This is a genomic window from Nonlabens sp. MB-3u-79 (genome assembly GCF_002831625.1).
Lineage (GTDB): Bacteria > Bacteroidota > Bacteroidia > Flavobacteriales > Flavobacteriaceae > Nonlabens.
Genome location: NZ_CP025116.1, coordinates 1,297,341 through 1,315,531, shown reverse-complemented (window position 1 = coordinate 1,315,531; position 18,191 = coordinate 1,297,341). Strand labels below are relative to the sequence as shown.

Annotated in this window: 15 protein-coding genes; 9 read left to right on the top strand and 6 right to left on the bottom strand. The window is 37.7% G+C overall.

The window, feature by feature from the left end; translation table 11 throughout:
• The first annotated feature begins 525 nt into the window (after positions 1-525).
• From dnaE to CW736_RS05785, 7 genes are all read left to right on the top strand, one after another.
• Positions 526-4,878, top strand: a complete 4,353-nt coding sequence (dnaE, locus tag CW736_RS05815) for a DNA polymerase III subunit alpha (RefSeq protein ID WP_101013083.1) — start codon at positions 526-528, stop codon at positions 4,876-4,878.
• A 208-nt stretch (positions 4,879-5,086) separates the two neighbouring features.
• Positions 5,087-6,436 (top strand): magnesium transporter, encoded by a 1,350-nt coding sequence (mgtE, locus tag CW736_RS05810; RefSeq protein WP_101013082.1) that lies wholly within the window; start codon positions 5,087-5,089, stop codon positions 6,434-6,436.
• 157 nt (positions 6,437-6,593) lie between these two features.
• The gene (locus CW736_RS05805) at positions 6,594-7,070 is read left to right on the top strand and encodes a hypothetical protein (protein WP_101013080.1); all 477 of its coding nucleotides are present in this window, start codon (positions 6,594-6,596) and stop codon (positions 7,068-7,070) included.
• A gap of 373 nt (positions 7,071-7,443) precedes the next feature.
• Positions 7,444-8,388, top strand: coding sequence for a 2-hydroxyacid dehydrogenase (locus CW736_RS05800; protein WP_101013078.1), 945 nt, complete (start codon positions 7,444-7,446; stop codon positions 8,386-8,388).
• The gene (locus tag CW736_RS05795) at positions 8,385-8,780 is read left to right on the top strand and encodes a VOC family protein (protein ID WP_198519348.1); all 396 of its coding nucleotides are present in this window, start codon (positions 8,385-8,387) and stop codon (positions 8,778-8,780) included. The genes CW736_RS05800 and CW736_RS05795 overlap by 4 nt, the downstream gene beginning before the upstream one ends.
• A gap of 35 nt (positions 8,781-8,815) precedes the next feature.
• On the top strand, positions 8,816-9,190 hold the full coding sequence (locus tag CW736_RS05790; protein ID WP_101013074.1) for a TM2 domain-containing protein: 375 nt from the start codon (positions 8,816-8,818) through the stop codon (positions 9,188-9,190).
• Between the two features lie 129 nt (positions 9,191-9,319).
• Positions 9,320-9,754, top strand: coding sequence for a low molecular weight phosphatase family protein (locus CW736_RS05785; protein ID WP_157810889.1), 435 nt, complete (start codon positions 9,320-9,322; stop codon positions 9,752-9,754).
• Positions 9,755-9,757: 3 nt separating this feature from the next.
• Here the strand turns inward: CW736_RS05785 and CW736_RS05780 are convergent, their stop codons facing one another.
• Genes CW736_RS05780 through CW736_RS05765 form a run of 4 tightly spaced genes read right to left on the bottom strand, consistent with a single transcriptional unit; the run spans position 9,758 to position 14,448 of the window.
• Entirely contained in the window at positions 9,758-10,792 is a 1,035-nt protein-coding gene (locus CW736_RS05780) for a carboxypeptidase-like regulatory domain-containing protein (RefSeq protein WP_157810888.1), read from the bottom strand.
• Between the two features lie 17 nt (positions 10,793-10,809).
• Complete coding sequence (locus tag CW736_RS05775) at positions 10,810-12,639, bottom strand: GNAT family N-acyltransferase (RefSeq protein WP_101013069.1); 1,830 nt, start codon at positions 12,637-12,639, stop codon at positions 10,810-10,812.
• Between the two features lie 48 nt (positions 12,640-12,687).
• On the bottom strand, positions 12,688-13,974 hold the full coding sequence (locus tag CW736_RS05770; RefSeq protein ID WP_101013067.1) for an aspartate kinase: 1,287 nt from the start codon (positions 13,972-13,974) through the stop codon (positions 12,688-12,690).
• On the bottom strand, positions 13,975-14,448 hold the full coding sequence (locus CW736_RS05765) for a GNAT family N-acetyltransferase (protein ID WP_101013065.1): 474 nt from the start codon (positions 14,446-14,448) through the stop codon (positions 13,975-13,977).
• A gap of 113 nt (positions 14,449-14,561) precedes the next feature.
• On the opposite strand from CW736_RS05765, the gene fbp reads away from it, so the two are divergent.
• Positions 14,562-15,572 (top strand): class 1 fructose-bisphosphatase, encoded by a 1,011-nt coding sequence (gene fbp, locus CW736_RS05760; RefSeq protein ID WP_101013063.1) that lies wholly within the window; start codon positions 14,562-14,564, stop codon positions 15,570-15,572.
• Positions 15,573-15,711: 139 nt separating this feature from the next.
• On the opposite strand, the gene CW736_RS05755 is transcribed toward fbp, so the two are convergent.
• On the bottom strand, positions 15,712-16,137 hold the full coding sequence (locus CW736_RS05755) for a TerB family tellurite resistance protein (RefSeq protein ID WP_101013060.1): 426 nt from the start codon (positions 16,135-16,137) through the stop codon (positions 15,712-15,714).
• A 54-nt stretch (positions 16,138-16,191) separates the two neighbouring features.
• Positions 16,192-17,130, bottom strand: a complete 939-nt coding sequence (locus CW736_RS05750) for an NAD-dependent epimerase/dehydratase family protein (protein WP_101013058.1) — start codon at positions 17,128-17,130, stop codon at positions 16,192-16,194.
• Between the two features lie 293 nt (positions 17,131-17,423).
• On the opposite strand from CW736_RS05750, the gene CW736_RS05745 reads away from it, so the two are divergent.
• The gene (locus CW736_RS05745) at positions 17,424-17,936 is read left to right on the top strand and encodes a hypothetical protein (RefSeq protein ID WP_101013056.1); all 513 of its coding nucleotides are present in this window, start codon (positions 17,424-17,426) and stop codon (positions 17,934-17,936) included.
• The last annotated feature ends 255 nt before the right edge of the window (positions 17,937-18,191 follow it).

Sequence of the window (18,191 nt, the reverse complement as noted above, 5' to 3'; positions counted from 1 at the left end):
AAACCCTTCAAGTCCGAGGAATGGAAACTTTTGAACTTGAACTTGAACTCGAACTCGAACTCGAAACTCTGAATTTCCACACTAGATGCGGAATCTGCTGGACTCCATCTCAGAGCTATTAAAACGTTCTCGACTTTCGCTCGAACTGGCATCCTAAAGTTTCCAAACCCTTCAAGTCCGAGGAATGGAAACTTTTGAACTTGAACTTGAACTCGAACTTGAAACGCTGAAGCTCCGCACTAGATGCGGAATCTACTGGACTCCATCTCAGAACTATTAAAACGTTCTCGACTTTCGCTCGAACTGGCATTCCAAAGTTTCCACACCCTTTTGGGCCGGGGAACAAAAAGGTTCAAAACTGTTCATAACTCGGCTTTCAAAAAGCAGTTCAAATACCTATATTTAAAATCCTGAAGTGAAATTTTTATTTAGATTCAAGTATCTGTTATACAGACTTTTGAAAGAAGTATCATTTTTGTTTTAGGACTTCATCATCTTGCTATTAACGCTTCATAAATTACACACATGTATCTCATCTTTGACACCGAAACCACTGGATTGCCTAAACGCTGGGATGCGCCTTATACAGATACAGATAACTGGCCACGGGTGATACAAATTGCCTGGCAGTTACACGATGAGATGGGAAATTTGATCGAGGCTCAAGACTACTTGATACAACCTGATGGTTTTGATATTCCTTACGATGCAGAGCGTATTCACGGTATTTCTACAGCACTTGCTCAGAAAGAAGGAATACCGCTTGCAGAGATGTTGGCAAAATTCAACATCGCTCTAAGTAAAACAAAATTTGTAGTCGGTCAAAATTTAAAATTTGACTTAAATGTTACCGGATCTGAGTTTGTACGTGCTCAAATAGGCAACGACTTACAAGAGCTTCCAGTTCTTGACACTTGTACCGAACAAACAGCAAATTTATGTCAGATTCCAGGAGGCCGGTATGGTAAATTTAAATTGCCTACACTTACCGAGTTACATCAGTTTCTTTTTAATCAGCCATTTGGAGATGCTCATAACGCCACGGCAGATGTAGAAGCAACAACTCGCTGTTTTTTAGAATTGCTTAGAAAAGGGCATTACTCGCTAGAAAAATTAGGCTTTGAAGATGGCTTTTTTGCACGCTTTCGCGAAAGCAACCCTTCCACCATTACTGCTGTAGGCATCAACCATGTCAACCTTAAAAAAGCATCTGAAAAACTCAACACTGATGAAAGTCCAGAAATTTCTAAAGAAGAAATTAAGGAAAATCTAAATGAATTAAGCGACGCAAAATTTGCACATCTACATAGTCACAGTCAGTTTTCTATATTACAATCTACAGCAAGTGTAAAAGATCTGGTAGAGGCAGCCGCGGCAAATAATATGCTTGCAGTAACCATGACCGATCATGCCAATATGATGGGCGCGTTTCATTTTGTACGAGCGGTAAAAGCACATAATGCAAGTCTGGTTGATAATGAAGATGGCGAGCGTCGGGAACCTATAAAACCTATCATAGGTTGTGAGTTTCAAGTATGTGAAGACATGCACGATCGTACACACAAGGATAATGGATACCAGATCGTGATTCTTGCCAAAAACAAAAACGGCTATCACAATCTAGCAAAAATGGCGAGTAAAGCCTATACGGAAGGGTTTTACTATATGCCTAGAGTAGATAAAAAACTGATTGAAGAATTTAAGGAAGACCTTATTGTCCTTACCGGAAACATGTATGGTGAAGTTCCTTCTAAAATCTTGAATCTAGGAGAAAATCAAGCTGAAGAAGCTTTGTTGTGGTGGAAAAAACACTTCGGTGATGATCTTTATATAGAAGTAATGCGCCATGGTCAAGAAGATGAAAATCGTGCCAATGAAGTACTGATCAACTTTGCACGCAAGCACGATGTAAAAATTGTCGCTACTAACAACACCTATTACGTCCATAAAGAAGATGCTAATGCTCACGACATTTTACTTTGTGTAAAAGATAATGAGAAACAAGCAACACCTATAGGCCGTGGACGAGGGTATCGTTATGGATTACCTAACCAAGAATATTACTACAAGTCTGCACAAGAGATGAAAGAACTCTTTAAAGATTTACCAGAAGCCATCCTGAATGTACAAGAAGTCGTTGATAAAGTGGAAGCTTATGAACTCGCTAGAGATGTATTACTTCCAGCTTTTGATATCCCTGAAGAGTTTATAGATATCAATGACGCCAGCGCAAAAACTAAAAACGGAGAAAATGCCTATTTAAAACATCTTACTTATGAAGGTGCTAAAATGCGCTACGGAGAAGACTTTGGAGATGAAATTAAGGAACGTCTCGATTTTGAATTGAGCGTTATTCAGAATACGGGTTATCCGGGTTATTTCTTGATCGTTTGGGATTTTATAAAGGCCGCACGAGAAATGGATGTCGCCGTAGGCCCAGGACGTGGATCTGCTGCTGGTAGTGCCGTGGCTTATTGTTTGAAAATTACAAATGTAGACCCCATTCACTACGACTTACTTTTTGAGCGTTTTCTAAATCCAGATCGAGTGTCCATGCCCGATATTGATATTGATTTTGATGATGAAAATCGATATAAAGTAATGGATTACGTTATTGAAAAATACGGTTCCTCTCAAGTAGCGCAAATTATAACTTATGGAACCATGGCAGCAAAGTCATCCATAAGAGACACTGCAAGAGCGCTCGATCTGCCGCTACAAGATGCAGATCGTGTGGCAAAATTAATACCTGATTTTGCTAAACTTAAAAATATTTTTGCCTTAGCAGATAATGAAATCAGTGGAAAATTCCGTGGAGATGATGCTGATATGGTGAGAGAACTAAGAAGCCTCGCCGCTGGAAATGACCTAACTGCCGAGACCTTAAAACAAGCTCGAATTCTTGAAGGTTCTGTCAGAAATACCGGTGTTCATGCCTGTGGAGTGATCATTACACCAGATGATCTGACCAACTTTGTTCCTGTAGCAACAGCAAAGAATTCTGATCTTTATGTCACTCAGTTTGATAACGAAGTTGTAGAAAGTGCTGGATTGTTGAAAATGGACTTCTTAGGGTTAAAAACCTTAAGCCAAATCAAGGATACAGTCGCCATTATAAAAGAACGCCATGGAATAGCACTGGATATAGAGTCCATCCCGCTAGATGACGAGAAAACCTACGAGCTGTTCCAGCGTGGAGAAACAACTGCTATTTTCCAGTATGAAAGTGTCGGGATGCAAAAGTATATGCGAGAACTCAAACCTACCCAGTTTGCCGATCTTATCGCGATGAACGCTTTGTATAGACCGGGGCCATTAGAATATATCCCAGAATTTATTGATCGTAAACACGGTCGTAAAGACATTGTTTATGATCTAGATGCCATGGAAGAATACCTGAAGGAAACTTATGGTATTACGGTGTATCAAGAGCAAGTAATGTTACTGTCTCAAAAACTAGCCAATTTCTCCAAGGGTGATGCCGATGTTTTGAGAAAAGCTATGGGTAAAAAACAAATGGCCACACTTCAAAAAATGAAGCCCCAATTCCTAGATGCTGGTGAAGCAAACGGACATGACCGTACCATTTTAGAAAAGGTATGGAAAGACTGGGAAGCATTTGCTTCTTATGCCTTTAACAAGTCACACTCCACTTGTTATGCATGGATCGCTTACCAAACGGCTTATTTAAAAGCAAATTACGGCGCTGAATTTATGGCAGCAACCCTTTCTAATAACATGAACCAAATCAAAGATGTGACGAAGTTCATGGATGAATGCCGTCGTATGGGACTTGATGTGCTAGGTCCAGATGTGAATGAATCCAATTATAAATTTACCGTTAACCCTAAAGGAGCAATTCGTTTTGGGATGGGAGCTGTAAAAGGATTAGGCCATGGTGCTGTAATGACCATTATAGATAATAGAAAAGAGGGCCATTACAAAAGTATCTTTGATATGGCAAAGCGTATCGACTTGCGAACTGCAAATAAAAAGTCTTTTGAAGCGCTAGCTTTAAGTGGTGGTTTTGACGGTTTAGGCGGTGATAATAGAGCGCAATTTTTCTATGAATTTGACAACGGTCAGATATTTTTAGAACAAGTAGTGAAATATGCTCAGAAGTTTCAAGAAAATGAAAATAGTGCACAAGTGAGCCTATTTGGAGAAGCAAGTGATGTGCAAATCCCAGAACCACAATTACCCATTTGCGAAGATTGGGGTGCGATGGAAAAATTGAAAAGAGAGAAAGAAGTCGTAGGAATCTATATTTCTGGTCATCCATTAGACGATTACAAAAAGGAAATCAAATTCTTTTGTAATGCAAACCTAGCAGCCATGAAAGAACTAGAGCCACTAGTCAATAGAGAGCTTACTTTTTGCGGTGTGATTACAGAAGCAAGACACATGATGAGTAAGGCCAACAAACCTTGGGGGATGTTTACTATGGAAGATTATGATGAGACTCACGAATTCAGAATTTTTGGTGAGGACTATTTGAAATTCAGACACTTTTTAGTACCAAATTCATTCTTACACGCTAAAGTAAAGATTCAACAAGGATGGCTCGATAAAAATACGGGTAGACCAAGGGATCCTCGTATCCTATTTACACAAATGGGACAGTTACAAGACGTCATGGCAAGCGCTGCCAAAAAGTTAACCATTGAGTTTCACGTAAGTGAAGTTATAGAAGAGCGTATTGAAATTTTAAAGGAAGCACTAGATAAACACCAAGGAGATCACCGTTTGTATTTTAATTTAAAAGATCATGAAGAAAAAATATCGATTGATATGTCTGCTAAATTACAAAAGGTAAATGTTAGTGGCGAGTTGCTCTCCTTATTAGACGAGTATGGGATCACTTATGGAGTAGGTTAATAAAACTCATAAATAGCTTTGTTAAAAATTTGCTGGTAGTATTAGAGGAGCAGTAAATTACCTCTGGAGTAAGTTAGCATAGACATTCATCTATGCTCTATAGAAGTTATTAAAATACTTAATTAAGGCCTCACTCATGAAATATTTTGCTTTAAAAAACTCTATTTCTCTTATTCAAAAATTTATATTTGCCCTATAAGCCTCATCCATGCAGTTTAACATCACAAATGACTTTATACAAGAGATACGTTCACTGATTGACGTCAATGATAGTAAACAGCTGGAACACATTTTAGAAGAGCTTCACTTTGCTGATATCGCAGAAATTATTGATGAACTCAATCTGGAACAAGCTGTATATATTGTAAAGCTTCTCGATTCAGAAAAAACTTCTGAAGCTTTAATGGAGCTGGATGAAGACCAGAGAGATCGCATTCTTAATGCCCTTTCTCCAAAAGAAATCGCTGAAGAGCTGGAAGAGATGGATACCGATGATGCGGCAGATATCTTAAACGAACTTCCTGATAATATTGCCCAAGAAGTAATCAATCAAATAATTGATGAACAACATGCAGAAGACATTGTGGATCTGTTGCGTTTTGACGAAAACAGTGCCGGTGGACTGATGGCAAAAGAGCTGGTGCGTGTTAATGAGAATTGGACGGTTACTGGATGTGTAAGTGAAATGCGTGCACAGGCCGAAAACGTGACTCGTGTGCATTCCATATATGTAGTAGACAACAACAACAAACTCAAAGGGAGACTTTCCTTAAAAGATCTATTAACCAGTAAGGAATCTACCCCTATAAAAGACGTTTATATTCCTAAAGTAGATTTTGTAACCGTCAACACTCCTGGAGAAGAAGTCTCTCGTATCATGCGTAAATACGATTTAGAGGCCATTCCTGTGGTTGACGAATTGGAACGACTTGTAGGTCGCATTACCATTGATGATATTATGGATTTTATCACAGAAGAAGCAGAGAAAGATTACCAACTCGCCAGTGGTATCTCGCAAGACGTTGAAGCAAATGACAGTATTTTAGAATTGACTAAAGCGCGACTGCCTTGGCTGGTTCTAGGACTATTAGGTGGTATAGGTGCCGCGGCAATCATGGGTGGTTTTGAAGAGATATTTGAAAAGCACGCCGTACTATTTTTCTTTACTCCATTGATAGCCGCTATGGCAGGAAACGTAGGAGTGCAATCCAGTGCGATCATTGTACAAGGTATCGCAAATGATGATTTGAGAGGGAGTATAGGGAATCGTTTGATTAAAGAAGTATTGCTCGCGATGTTAAATGGAGTCATACTAGCCATACTTTTATTTGCTTACACATTTGCTACTAAAGGAGAAATTCTTACCTCCCTTGCTATTTCTATTTCGCTCTTTGCCGTCATTATAGTGGCTGGACTAGTTGGTACTTTTGTTCCACTCGCTCTACATAAGAGAGGTATAGATCCGGCACTCGCTACAGGCCCATTTATTACAACCAGTAACGACATATTTGGAATTTTGATCTATTTCATGATTGCAAAGGCAATTATTGGTATCTAGAAGTATAACTATTTGACGCTTTCTAATTACTTTTTCTGCAAATAGAAGTAGGTCTACTGGCACGCTTTCGCGAAAGCGGGAATATCACAAATACAAAGACGCTTTTCTAACTTTAGATTTATTAAAAACTCTATTCCATTGCTTATCTTCGTTAATCATGAAAACGGCTACGGTAAAAGAGTTAAAGGAAGAGCTTAAATTCAGGTCTGATGACGACCTGATGAAGATCATCTTACGTCTTTCTCGATTTAAGAAAGAGAATAAGGAACTCCTTACCTACCTGCTTTTTGAATCCACTGATGAAGATGAATACGTCGCAAACGTGAAAACCTTGATGGACAACATGTTTCTAGCACTCAATACAGCAAACAATTACCGTCTTCAAAAAGGAGTGCGTAAAGTCCTGCGGGAGTCCAAAAAATATGTGCGTTACTCGGGAATTAAGGAAACAGAAGTTTCTATTTTGATCCACTTTTGCCGATTGATGAGAGAGACCCATCCACAAGTATTGCGCAGTAAAACCATGCGTGACCTTATGGAAAGACAACTTATTATTGTCAAAACACGTATCTCCACACTCCATGAAGACTTGCAATACGACTATGAGCAGGAACTCAATATGGTAGAGGTTTGATTAGGTATTAGGCATGTGGCATGTGGAAAAATAAATTTTTGAGTGATGGAGAAAAAAAAATGCTTGGTCGAGCGGTAGTCGAAACTAAAATTTGAAATCGAACTTGAAATCGAAATCGAATTTGAATTTGAATAGGAACACCTGAGCTTGTGCTTCTGCACCCTTTAGGGTTGGGGAACGGAAACCAGAAATTGAAAAGAAAAAAAGCCGAATTCATTCGGCTACATAAAAAAATGCCGCAGGCAACAAAATAAATTCCCAGCGGCGGACTTTAGTCCGCCTGCTCGAGTTTGAATTTGAAAAACGCCAGGGGCGACAAAATAGATTCCCAGCGGCGGAATTCAGTCCGCTGTTTATGAAAGAAATATAGATCATGAAAGTACTTCACCTCGATAGCAACCACGTTATACTTGCACAAAAACTAGAACAAGCTGGCTTTGAAAACCATTTTGATTATACTTCCTCTAAGGAAGACATCATGAAAGTGATAAGCAAATATGACGGGATGATCGTGCGCAGCAGGTTCCCCATTGACAAAGAATTTCTTCAAGCGGCCACTTCTTTAAAGTTTATAGGTCGCGTAGGCGCTGGACTGGAAAATATAGATCTAGATGTTGCCCAACAACAAGGAATATCTTGCTACAACGCACCAGAAGGAAATAGAAATGCTGTAGGTGAACACGCTTTGGCAATGTTGCTTTCCTTATTCAATCATTTAAATAGAGCAGACCGAGAAGTCCGATCTGGATTGTGGCGTAGAGAAGAAAATCGCGGCTTAGAACTGGACGGGAAGACCGTAGGACTTATTGGCTACGGGAATATGGGAAAAGCTTTTGCCAAAAAACTTTCTGGTTTTGACTGTAAAGTGATTTGTCATGACATTGAGGAACATGTAGGAGATAAGAACTGTACACAAGTAAGCCTGCAAGAATTACAACAACAAGCTGATGTATTGAGTCTTCACACCCCACAAACTAAATTAACTATAGGCATGATCGACAAAGCTTTTATAGAGGCTTTTTCAAAACCATTTTACCTGATCAATACCGCAAGAGGAAAATCTGTGGTCACAGAGGATCTTGTTGCTGCCTTAAAAAGCATGAAGATTTTAGGTGCTGGACTGGATGTACTGGAATATGAAAAAGGTTCTTTTGAATCTCTCTTTCGCAATAGCGAAATCCCAACGGCATTTGCGGCACTACTAGAAATGGATAACGTATTGTTGAGTCCGCATGTGGCTGGATGGACCGTAGAATCTAAATACCAACTTGCCGATGTCATCGCAAATAAAATCATCAAACACCACCAAGCATTATGAAAAAGGTTACAGGAATAGGCGGTATTTTCTTTAAGTGTAAGGATACACAAGCAACAAAAGCTTGGTATGAGAAGCATTTAGGATTACCCGTAGATGACTATGGATGCACCTTCTGGCAAGCAGAGAGTGTAAAGCTTGATAAAAAAGCAAGCCAACAATGGAGTCCTTTTGAATCTGATTCCACCTATTTTGATCCAGGCAAACAGGATTTTATGATTAATTACCGAGTCGCTGATTTAAAAAGTTTATTAGAAGAACTGAAACAAAATGCTGTTGAAGTAGTCGGTAAGATAGAAGAGTATGATTATGGTAAATTTGGGTGGGTTATAGATTGTGATGGCCGTAAAGTAGAACTTTGGGAACCTAGCAATGAGGACCTATTTGAAAAATAAACTACATTTACCAGCACCAACTTAAATAAATAAACATGAGCACAGAAGGATACGACAGTTCAAAAAGTGGCTTTGAAAATGCAAAAGAATCTGCCAAGGAAACTTTCAACGACGCAGCAAACAGCGCAAAAGAAAGTGCCAGAAACTTTCAACAAGACTTTAATCGAACGGTAAATAATCAGGAAAACAAAAAAATTCTAGCTGGTATATTAGGGATCTTTTTGGGATCATTTGGTATTCACAAGTTTATTTTGGGATACAACAAAGAAGGTATTATTCAATTAATTATAAGTGTTCTTAGTTGTGGAACCTTAGGTATTATAGGATTAATAGAAGGTATTATTTATCTGACGAAGTCTGATGAAGAGTTTTATTACACCTATCAAGTCAACAAAAAGGGCTGGTTTTAAAAAACAACTGATTATCAGTTATATAAGGTCTTAAATGTTAAGTTTAAGGCCTTTTTTTGTACACAAGAATTAATGGTCTTAACTTTGCGTTAACACAAACATGATTATTGATGTTTGTTGTTGAAAACAATGGCCCTAAAAATTCTCGTTCTCAGTACTACAAATTCAACCTTAGGCCCTATGGCCCAAGGGTTTCTTGATTATTATAGCTCTAAGAAAACACAGGTGCTCAGTGCTGGAATAGAATCCCAACCTATTCATCAAATGACTTTAAAGGTGATGGACTCTTTAGGCATACCTGTAGAGAAATCTAGAAGGAATTTTGAAGCTGTGGAAGATATTGTATTTGACTACATTATCACCTTTTCAGATAAAGCACATCTGCTGGCTAAATCAAGAACCAAAAAAGCAACTGTTTTTCATCTCAAAATGGACAGTCTTGATACCGCTCAAGGAAGTGATACGGATATAAAAAATGCTTTTAAAGCCAGCCGCAAAGAGTTACAAGCCTACTGCACGGAATTTGCAGAGCAATACCTACAGAAAAAAAATAAAAAAGCTTAGCCTTTACTCCATCTTATAATCTAGAGGTAACATACCTGACACCTTTAAATTGGAAACAAACCCACCTGTTTTTAAAACTCTATAATTGAGAACATTACCCGCATCTGAAATCACTAATATAGGCGCGTCAAGATATATAGCAGATTGAAAGTTCTGAGAGTCTATAACTTCGTATCTTTTTTCTCTAAAATCAACAGTATATAAAGCTCCTTTTCTCCTGCTTCTGATATGATCTTTTACCGCAACTTTTTTTCTATCAAAAACGAGTTGATAGCCTTCTTCTTCAAATCTGCTTTGAGCAATTAGTTTAAATAATCGCACTTCAGAAACTTTATAAGCGCGTTTGCGATGACGTCTTACCCACCCTCTTTTTGAATCTTTTTCATTTAATTCTTTGAAAAAGGCACTGCCTACAAAGTAAGAAGAAATCATATAATGGGTAGGAATTTCAATGGAGCTGCTAATTTTGATGTTTTCTAAGTTTTCCTCTTCAAAACTAATCTCAAAATCTATCAGGTTATAGGTTACTAGGTAATTTAAATCTCTATTTTCTATAAGTACAGGCTCTTCAGCATAAGCAGTCATCTTTTTAGTAATTGGATTAAAACGCATTCTCACTTTATCGAGATTGAGAATACTACATTCCTTTGCAATTGCAGTCGTACCTATAAATTGATTGATAAAGTACTTCTCCTTTTTCTTACGGCTCCAGGGATCTGGATAGAGGTAAACGGCTGGAAGCTCACCTACTTTAGGCTGTAATTTAAGGTTAGAGAAGTCGGTGTTTAAAGGGTCACTAAAGGTTTGTGTTACATAACCTAATAGGCTTACTGTAAAAACACTCTGACTATTTTCATAATAAGAAATTTCAAAATCCCCATTAAAGTCGGTAATGGTTCCTTTTGAGGTGCCTGAAAAGTAAACGTTTACAGAAGCTAAAGGTTCATTTGAAGTGGCGTCTGTAATATTTCCTTTAATAGATTGCGCGTTGATGATGAAAGGAATAAAAACAAATAAAAATAGGACCCTGTTATTCAACTTGTCATATTTTGAGATTATTCCTCTTCTTTTGTATCATCTTGCCCATTGAAATACTTAGATTCCATCTCTGCTTGGAACTCTTCTAAAACTGGCTTTACGGTGCTTTCTGGAAGGTCTGCGATACGTATGTACATTAAACCATCTACTGCATTGTTAAATAAAGGATCGACGTTAAAAGCTACTACTTTGGCATTTTGCTTTACGTATTTCTTAATCAATACAGGTAACCTCAATTCATTGGGCTCCAGTTCGTCTATAATCTTATCAAATTTGTTAAGATCTGCCTCGCTTTCATCAAAGATAAAGTCCTTATCTGCATCTTCTAATTTTACTTTAAAGTCCTTTTTAGGAGTAATGTACTGTGCTATATATGGATCGTAATAATTGCTCTTCATAAACTCAATCATAAGTGATTTGGAAAAATTAGAGAATTTATTACTGATACTCACCCCTCCTATAAGGTATTTATGCTCTGGAAATCTCAACGTACAGTGCACTATTCCTTTCCATAATAAGAACAGCGGCATAGGTTTTTGCTGGTATTCTTTAATGATAAATGCTCGTCCCATTTCTATGGATTCACTCATCATCTTATGCAATTCTGGTTCAAATTTAAAAAGTTCATTCAGGTAAAAGCCGTCCATGCCATAAGCCTTACTGATCTCACTTCCCATACCCATGCGATAGGCCCCCGCAATGCGATTAGCATCTCTGTCCCACAAGAACATTTGATGGTAATAGTCATCATAATGATCGAGATCTGTCGCATTATTAGTTCCTTCCCCTATAGCTCTAAAAGTGATCTCTCTCAACCTTCCTAGTTCGGTTAAGACATTAGGGATATGTTCTTTTTTAGATAAGAATACTTCGTAATTTTTTGATTCTAAAAGACGTTTATCCCCCATTTCTCTCAAAGCATCTACTTCTTTAATCATGGCTTGTTGATCTGTAGTAGCAGCTATTTTTTTGGGAGCTTTTGGTATCTTGATAGCGTTAGGAATATCACTTAACCTCTTCGTTTCTTTATCATAAGGCTTAGAAAGCATGTAGGTTTTCCTACGTAAGAAATCTGTAAAATCATCTAGAGATTTGTGTTCCTTTTGTGCCTTAACAGAAATAGGATTTCCTATTCTCACCTTAACTACTCGATTTTTTTGTGAAAGCACTTCAGATGGAAGTTTTGCAGTTCTAAAAACATCGTTAAGCTTTGCGAGTAGGTAAAACATGCGACTATTCTTTGCATGGAAGTAAATAGGGATTACAGGAACCTCAGCTCTTTGAATCAATTTCATGGAGCTCTCTTCCCATGTTTTATCTACGACTAGCTTGCCATCTCTATACGTAGAAACTTCTCCTGCAGGAAAAATACCCAAAGGTAAATCGTTTTTAAGATGTCTAATAGCCTGCATAAAACCAACAGTACTAGATTTCACCTCTTTACGGTCTTCAAAAGGGTTTACTGGCATGATGAATGGCTTCAAAGGCTCAATACGGTGCAGTAAGAAATTTGCGATGATCTTGTAGTCTGGTCGACGCTCTAGAAGTAATTTTAATAACAAAACTCCATCCACTCCTCCTAATGGATGATTTGAAATAGTGATAAAAGCACCGTTTTTAGGAATGCGTCTTAAGTCTTCCACTGGAATTTCAAACTCAATTTGAAGGTCCTCTAATAGACCGTTTAAAAAGTCAGCGGTGTCTTTATTTTTATGCTTGTCATACAATTTATTAAGAGTAGAAATGCGTAAAAGCTTCATCAACGTCCACCCACCTAGAGTTCCTAAGAAACCGTATTTATCTATGTGGATAGCTTTGGCTACCTCTTTTGCGTTCACAAGTCCCATAAAAGTTGGTTGGTATAAGTATACAAATATAATATAATTGTAGAGCCTCTATTCTTTAACGACTAATTGAAGCGTTTCTTGTGCGCGTTGTTTTAATAAAACCGTCTTTCCAGACTCTATAAACTCGATGGCATCTCCATCATAATGCCTTACTGTATATAGGGAAACTCCTTCTACATGACTTACGCGATAACGAGATTCTAGATCCTTAAGAAGTTCATTTATTTTAGCGTATTTATCTTCTACACATAATGAAAAACTAATCGCACTATTCTGTAGCAAGCCTACTTGCATCTTGTGAATACTTAATTCTTGAAAAATATCAGAAATATTATGCTCTCCTATAAAGCTAAAATCCCTAGAAGATATCTTCAGGAAAACCATGTTTTTTCTAACGATATAACAAGGTGTTAAAGGCTCAATAGTATCCACAGCCGTTATCACAGTGCCTTCCTCCTCTGGGTTCATAAAAGATTTTACATAAAGCGGAATCTCTTTTCCTTGAAGAGGTTGTAATGTTTTAGGGTGAATGACAGAAGCGCCATAAAATGCCAGCTCAATAGCCTCGTTGTAGGGAATCTTATTTAATAATATTGTTTTTTCAAAAACCCGGGGATCTGCGTTAAGAACTCCAGGCACATCCTTCCATATGGTTACCCCAGTGCCATCCAAGCAGTAGGCTAGAATTGCTGCAGTATAATCACTTCCTTCTCTACCTAGGGTGGTGGTAAAACCATTGTTATCAGACCCTATAAAACCTTGTGTAATAAACGGCTGACCTTTACAAGATTGAATGATTAAATTTTCTGTTTCTTTCCAGTTCACACCAGCATCACGGTATTTTTGGTCGGTTTTTATAAGCTGTCGTGCATCTTTCCATACCAATGGAATATCACAAGCGTTGAGAAAAGCCGCTACTATTTTAGTGGATAACAACTCTCCATGACTTACCACTTGATCGTAGAGGAAACTGTAGTTTTTACTTTGGTTGCGCAGCATTTCGCCTTTGAGAGACTCTATGATTGCTTTTACTGTTTTTTTAATTCCGCTTTCGCGAAAGCGGAACAACCATTCCTCTTTAATACCATCAGAAGGCATCTCCAAACCTTCAATTACCGCCAAATGTTTAAGGTGTAGCTCATCAATAAGATCCAGATAATAAGCATCATTATCTTGATAACTGGAAATTACATCTTCTAAGGCATTAGTGGTTTTTCCCATAGCAGAAATGACGACACCTAAATCTTCAGCACCCATAACTTGCAATACATGCAACACATTACGTACTCCATCAGCGTCTTTAACTGATGCCCCACCAAATTTATATATCTTCATCTATCCTTTTATATATTTTTCTAAAGACTGTTGATCCATTTGTGCAAGATACCAGTCTTTAATCATAGTAGCTCCTGTACGTTCATAAAACGCTACTGCATTGGTATTCCAGTCCAGCACTACCCATTCTACTCGTTTCACTCGATGATCATAAGCATATTGCAGGACTTTGTCGTAGAGGGCTTTTCCTAAACCTTTACCTCTCATTTTTTCTGTTACAATAAGATCTTCTAAATGAATCGTCTTGCCTTTCCAAGTAGAAAAACGAGGGTAACACAAACTGATACCCTCTATATGACCGTCGTATAATCCTACAAAGCATTTAAAAAGGGCTTGTTCTCCCAATCCGTTTTGCTCCAGTTCTTCTACAGTTACCTCAACAGCATCTGGTTCTTTTTCAAAAATAGCCAGCTCAGTAATGAGTTCTAATACTCTAGGAAAGTCTTCTTTTGTAGCTTCTCTTACCTCAATCATGATTCTAGTTTAAGCAAATATAAATGAGCCTGCCTAAAGAAATGTGAAAAGTATCCACTACAACGTTGTAGTGCCAACTATTTTATTAAGATATTTGCACAACTGATCTAATTATGGCTACAATAAACCAATCCCTAGGAGAATTTATCATTGAAAACCAAGCTGACTTCCAGTACAGCAGTGGAGAACTCTCCAGACTCATCAACTCCATAAGACTGGCTGCAAAAATGGTCAATCACGAGGTAAACAAAGCAGGTCTGGTAGATATTACTGGTAGTGCTGGCGAAATCAACACTCAAGGGGAAGATCAACAAAAGTTAGACGTTTTTGCAAATAACACCTTTATTAGAACACTTACCAATCGACAAATAGTCTGTGGTATTGCGAGTGAAGAAAATGATGACTTTATTACCATTGAAGGAGAACGTAAGGATCACGGTAATAAATATATAGTTGCAATGGACCCGCTAGACGGTAGTTCCAACATAGACGTAAATGTTTCTGTGGGAACAATTTTTTCTATTTATAGAAGAGTTACTCCTGTTGGGACACCTGTACAATTAGAAGACTTTTTACAGCCCGGCAATATGCAAGTGGCCGCTGGTTATATTATTTATGGAACCTCTACCATGCTCGTATATACGACGGGTAATGGAGTAAATGGTTTTACACTCAATCCCTCATTAGGAACTTATTATCTTTCTCACCCTAACATGACTTTTCCTGAAGATGGCAACATCTATAGTGTCAATGAAGGGAATTATGTTCATTTTCCACAAGGTGTAAAAGATTATATCAAATATTGCCAAGCAGAAGAAGGTGACCGTCCATATACCAGTCGTTACATAGGTAGTTTGGTAAGCGATATACATCGCAACATGATAAAAGGTGGTGTTTATATGTACCCTAAGAGCACTAAAGCAAAAGAAGGTAAACTGAGGTTGCTTTATGAATGCAACCCTATGGCATTTATTGCAGAACAGGCCGGAGGAAAAGCCAGTGATGGACACCAAAGGATTATGGATCTCAAACCTACAGAATTACATCAACGAGTACCCTTCTATTGCGGAAGTAAAAATATGGTTGCAAAAGCAGAAGAATTCATGAGTAAATATCCTCGATAACTTCAATTTTGCAACTAGCGCAGCAATACAATTTAGCGCCTGACCTTTAAAAGAAAGACAACATAAAAAAAGCCTTTTATAAATAGCGAGTGATACAACGCGATTTATAAAAGGCTTCAGCTTTAAAAGTTGGCTTCAACTATCTGTTCTTATTCAATAAGTATCTGTAATCCTCTAAATTGAGGTGTCCGTTAAATATCTCTATAGAACGCTCCACTAGATATGCTGCATCTTCATCATTGTAACCTAATGCCGTAGCATACTTTTTCAATAAGTGATGCTCTATCTCGTTCATACGATGATCTGCAAATACCACTTTAAAAAGGTCATGCAACCATTGTATACGCTCTTCACTAGTGTTAGGAGGCGTCACAGGGTAGGCCTTTGGGTTTTTTATAATATTAGTATAATCAGCGTCTGATATATCCAGAACAACCTTTAATCGATTTAGCACAATCTCTTCTTCCTCATGAATTCCAGAAACTTGGGCAATAGTTACTAAAGTCGCAAAATGACTTTTATTTCTGGCACTTTCGCCAGACACAAATAAACTTGAAAATGACATAATCTTGAATTTTATTCTTGCAAATATAAGAATAGCAATTGCAGTTTGCTTTACTTATTTGAGATGAGATAACATTTCAGTCACCATTTGATCAAGGCCGTATTCATGTTTCCAGTTCCAGTCTTTTCTGGCTGGGGCATCATCAATAGAACTAGGCCAGCTATCTGCAATTTGTTGTCTGAAATCTGGCTCATAACTGATAGAAAAGTCTGGTACGTGCTTATTAATCTCATTAGCAATATCTTGTGGTGTAAAACTCATGCCAGAAAGGTTGTAAGAAGAACGCTCAATAATCTCTTCAGAAGGGGCACGCATAATCTCTACCGTAGCTCTTACCGCGTCTTCCATATACATCATAGGAAGCTCCGTATTTTCACTTAAAAAACAATTGTAATTTTCACCTGCCACTGCTTTGTGAAAAATATCTATAGCGTAATCTGTCGTTCCACCGCCAGGTAATGTTTTCCATGAAATCAACCCTGGATACCTCATAGATCTTACGTCTACACCATATTTTTGATGGTAATACTCGCACCATCGCTCTCCGGTTTGTTTGCTAATACCATAAACAGTAGTAGGCTCCATAATCGTGTGTTGCGGCGTGTCATGCTTCGGAGTAGTAGGTCCGAAAACAGCTATACTCGACGGCCAAAATAATTTATCGATCTTTCCTTCCTTTGCAAGGTCTAACACATGCATCAAAGAATCCATATTTAAGCTCCAAGCCTTTTTAGGAAACTTCTCTCCCGTAGCGCTTAACATAGCTGCCATGAGATATACTTCATTTACTTGATAATGCAGGCACACATCTTCTATCTGACTTTTATTCATCGCATCTAGCGATTCAAAAGGCCCAGAAGCCATAATTTCCTCACTACCTTCACGTATATCGCTAGCAATTACCTGCTCACCACCATAGATCTCTCTTAATCGCATGGTAAGCTCTGTTCCTATCTGTCCACAAGCTCCTATTACTAATACTTTGGTTGCCATTTCTGTTTATTTCCAACAAAGATAAGAAGACCTTATTTGGATAATCGCTAGTTTGATTAGAGTTTTAATATTTGTAACAACACCCCTTGTCTGTACTAGTGCGACCTCAATTCTATTATTTTAAAATAAAGTTTTATCTTGATATCGCTCAGGGCGAAAATGCAAACACCGCTAGCCTATAACACCCTATTAAATTTTCTGCCTATAAAATAGAATCAAAAGTGCCTGATAAAAAATGTCGCTTTTTTATTCTTTTAATTATAAGCATATTTGCAATTCATCGTTATAAGACTATGCGACTCTCTATTTTTCTGCTTTTTATATTACTGCTAGCCTGCAAACCCATTTCTAATGAAGACGCGCCTAACGTAAAACAAATAGATTATACGGCTATGAATTTGAGCACGTCAAAAATAACGCTCCTAAAAGATGCTCAGAAAAAAGCGCTAGAATGGGAACCCTTTCAAGACTTACTTACAGGACTAGAGAATTATGATCATACGGCCAGAGCAACAAATAAAATAATAGATCACGTAAATAACATGCTTTTAAATCCTGAAGAAGCATTCCAAGATCAAGCCATTTTCTCCCGTATTAAAGTTTTAAAAACCAGACTCCACATCTATAAATCTTACTTAGGATACCGTATAAAAACTCCTTCTCAGTTAGAAGAAAAATACAACAACATCATCCTTGCCTTAGATGAATTAATTATTCAAATGAACTGGAAAGTCAATGAATTCCGTCAAAGTAATGACAAACTTCTAGAAGATCTCAAAGCTGATATGGATCCAGAAGAAAAGTAAGCCTATTACAAACCCTGAAAAGGTTATAGGCTCACAAAAAGATAAAGTCTTTACTTTATAGCTTTAAAGTGAGTTGCGCTGAGTGTACCTGCACAGAACTTATCACAGCATCAACCTGTCGAAGTAAACCGTCTTTGCCCTTATACCATTGTCCTTTTTTGTGATTTAAATTACAAGCGACATTATGCCTTTAAATTAGTATGATAAACTTCTCTTAATCCAGATAGAATACCGCTCCTGTCATTTAATTTTATG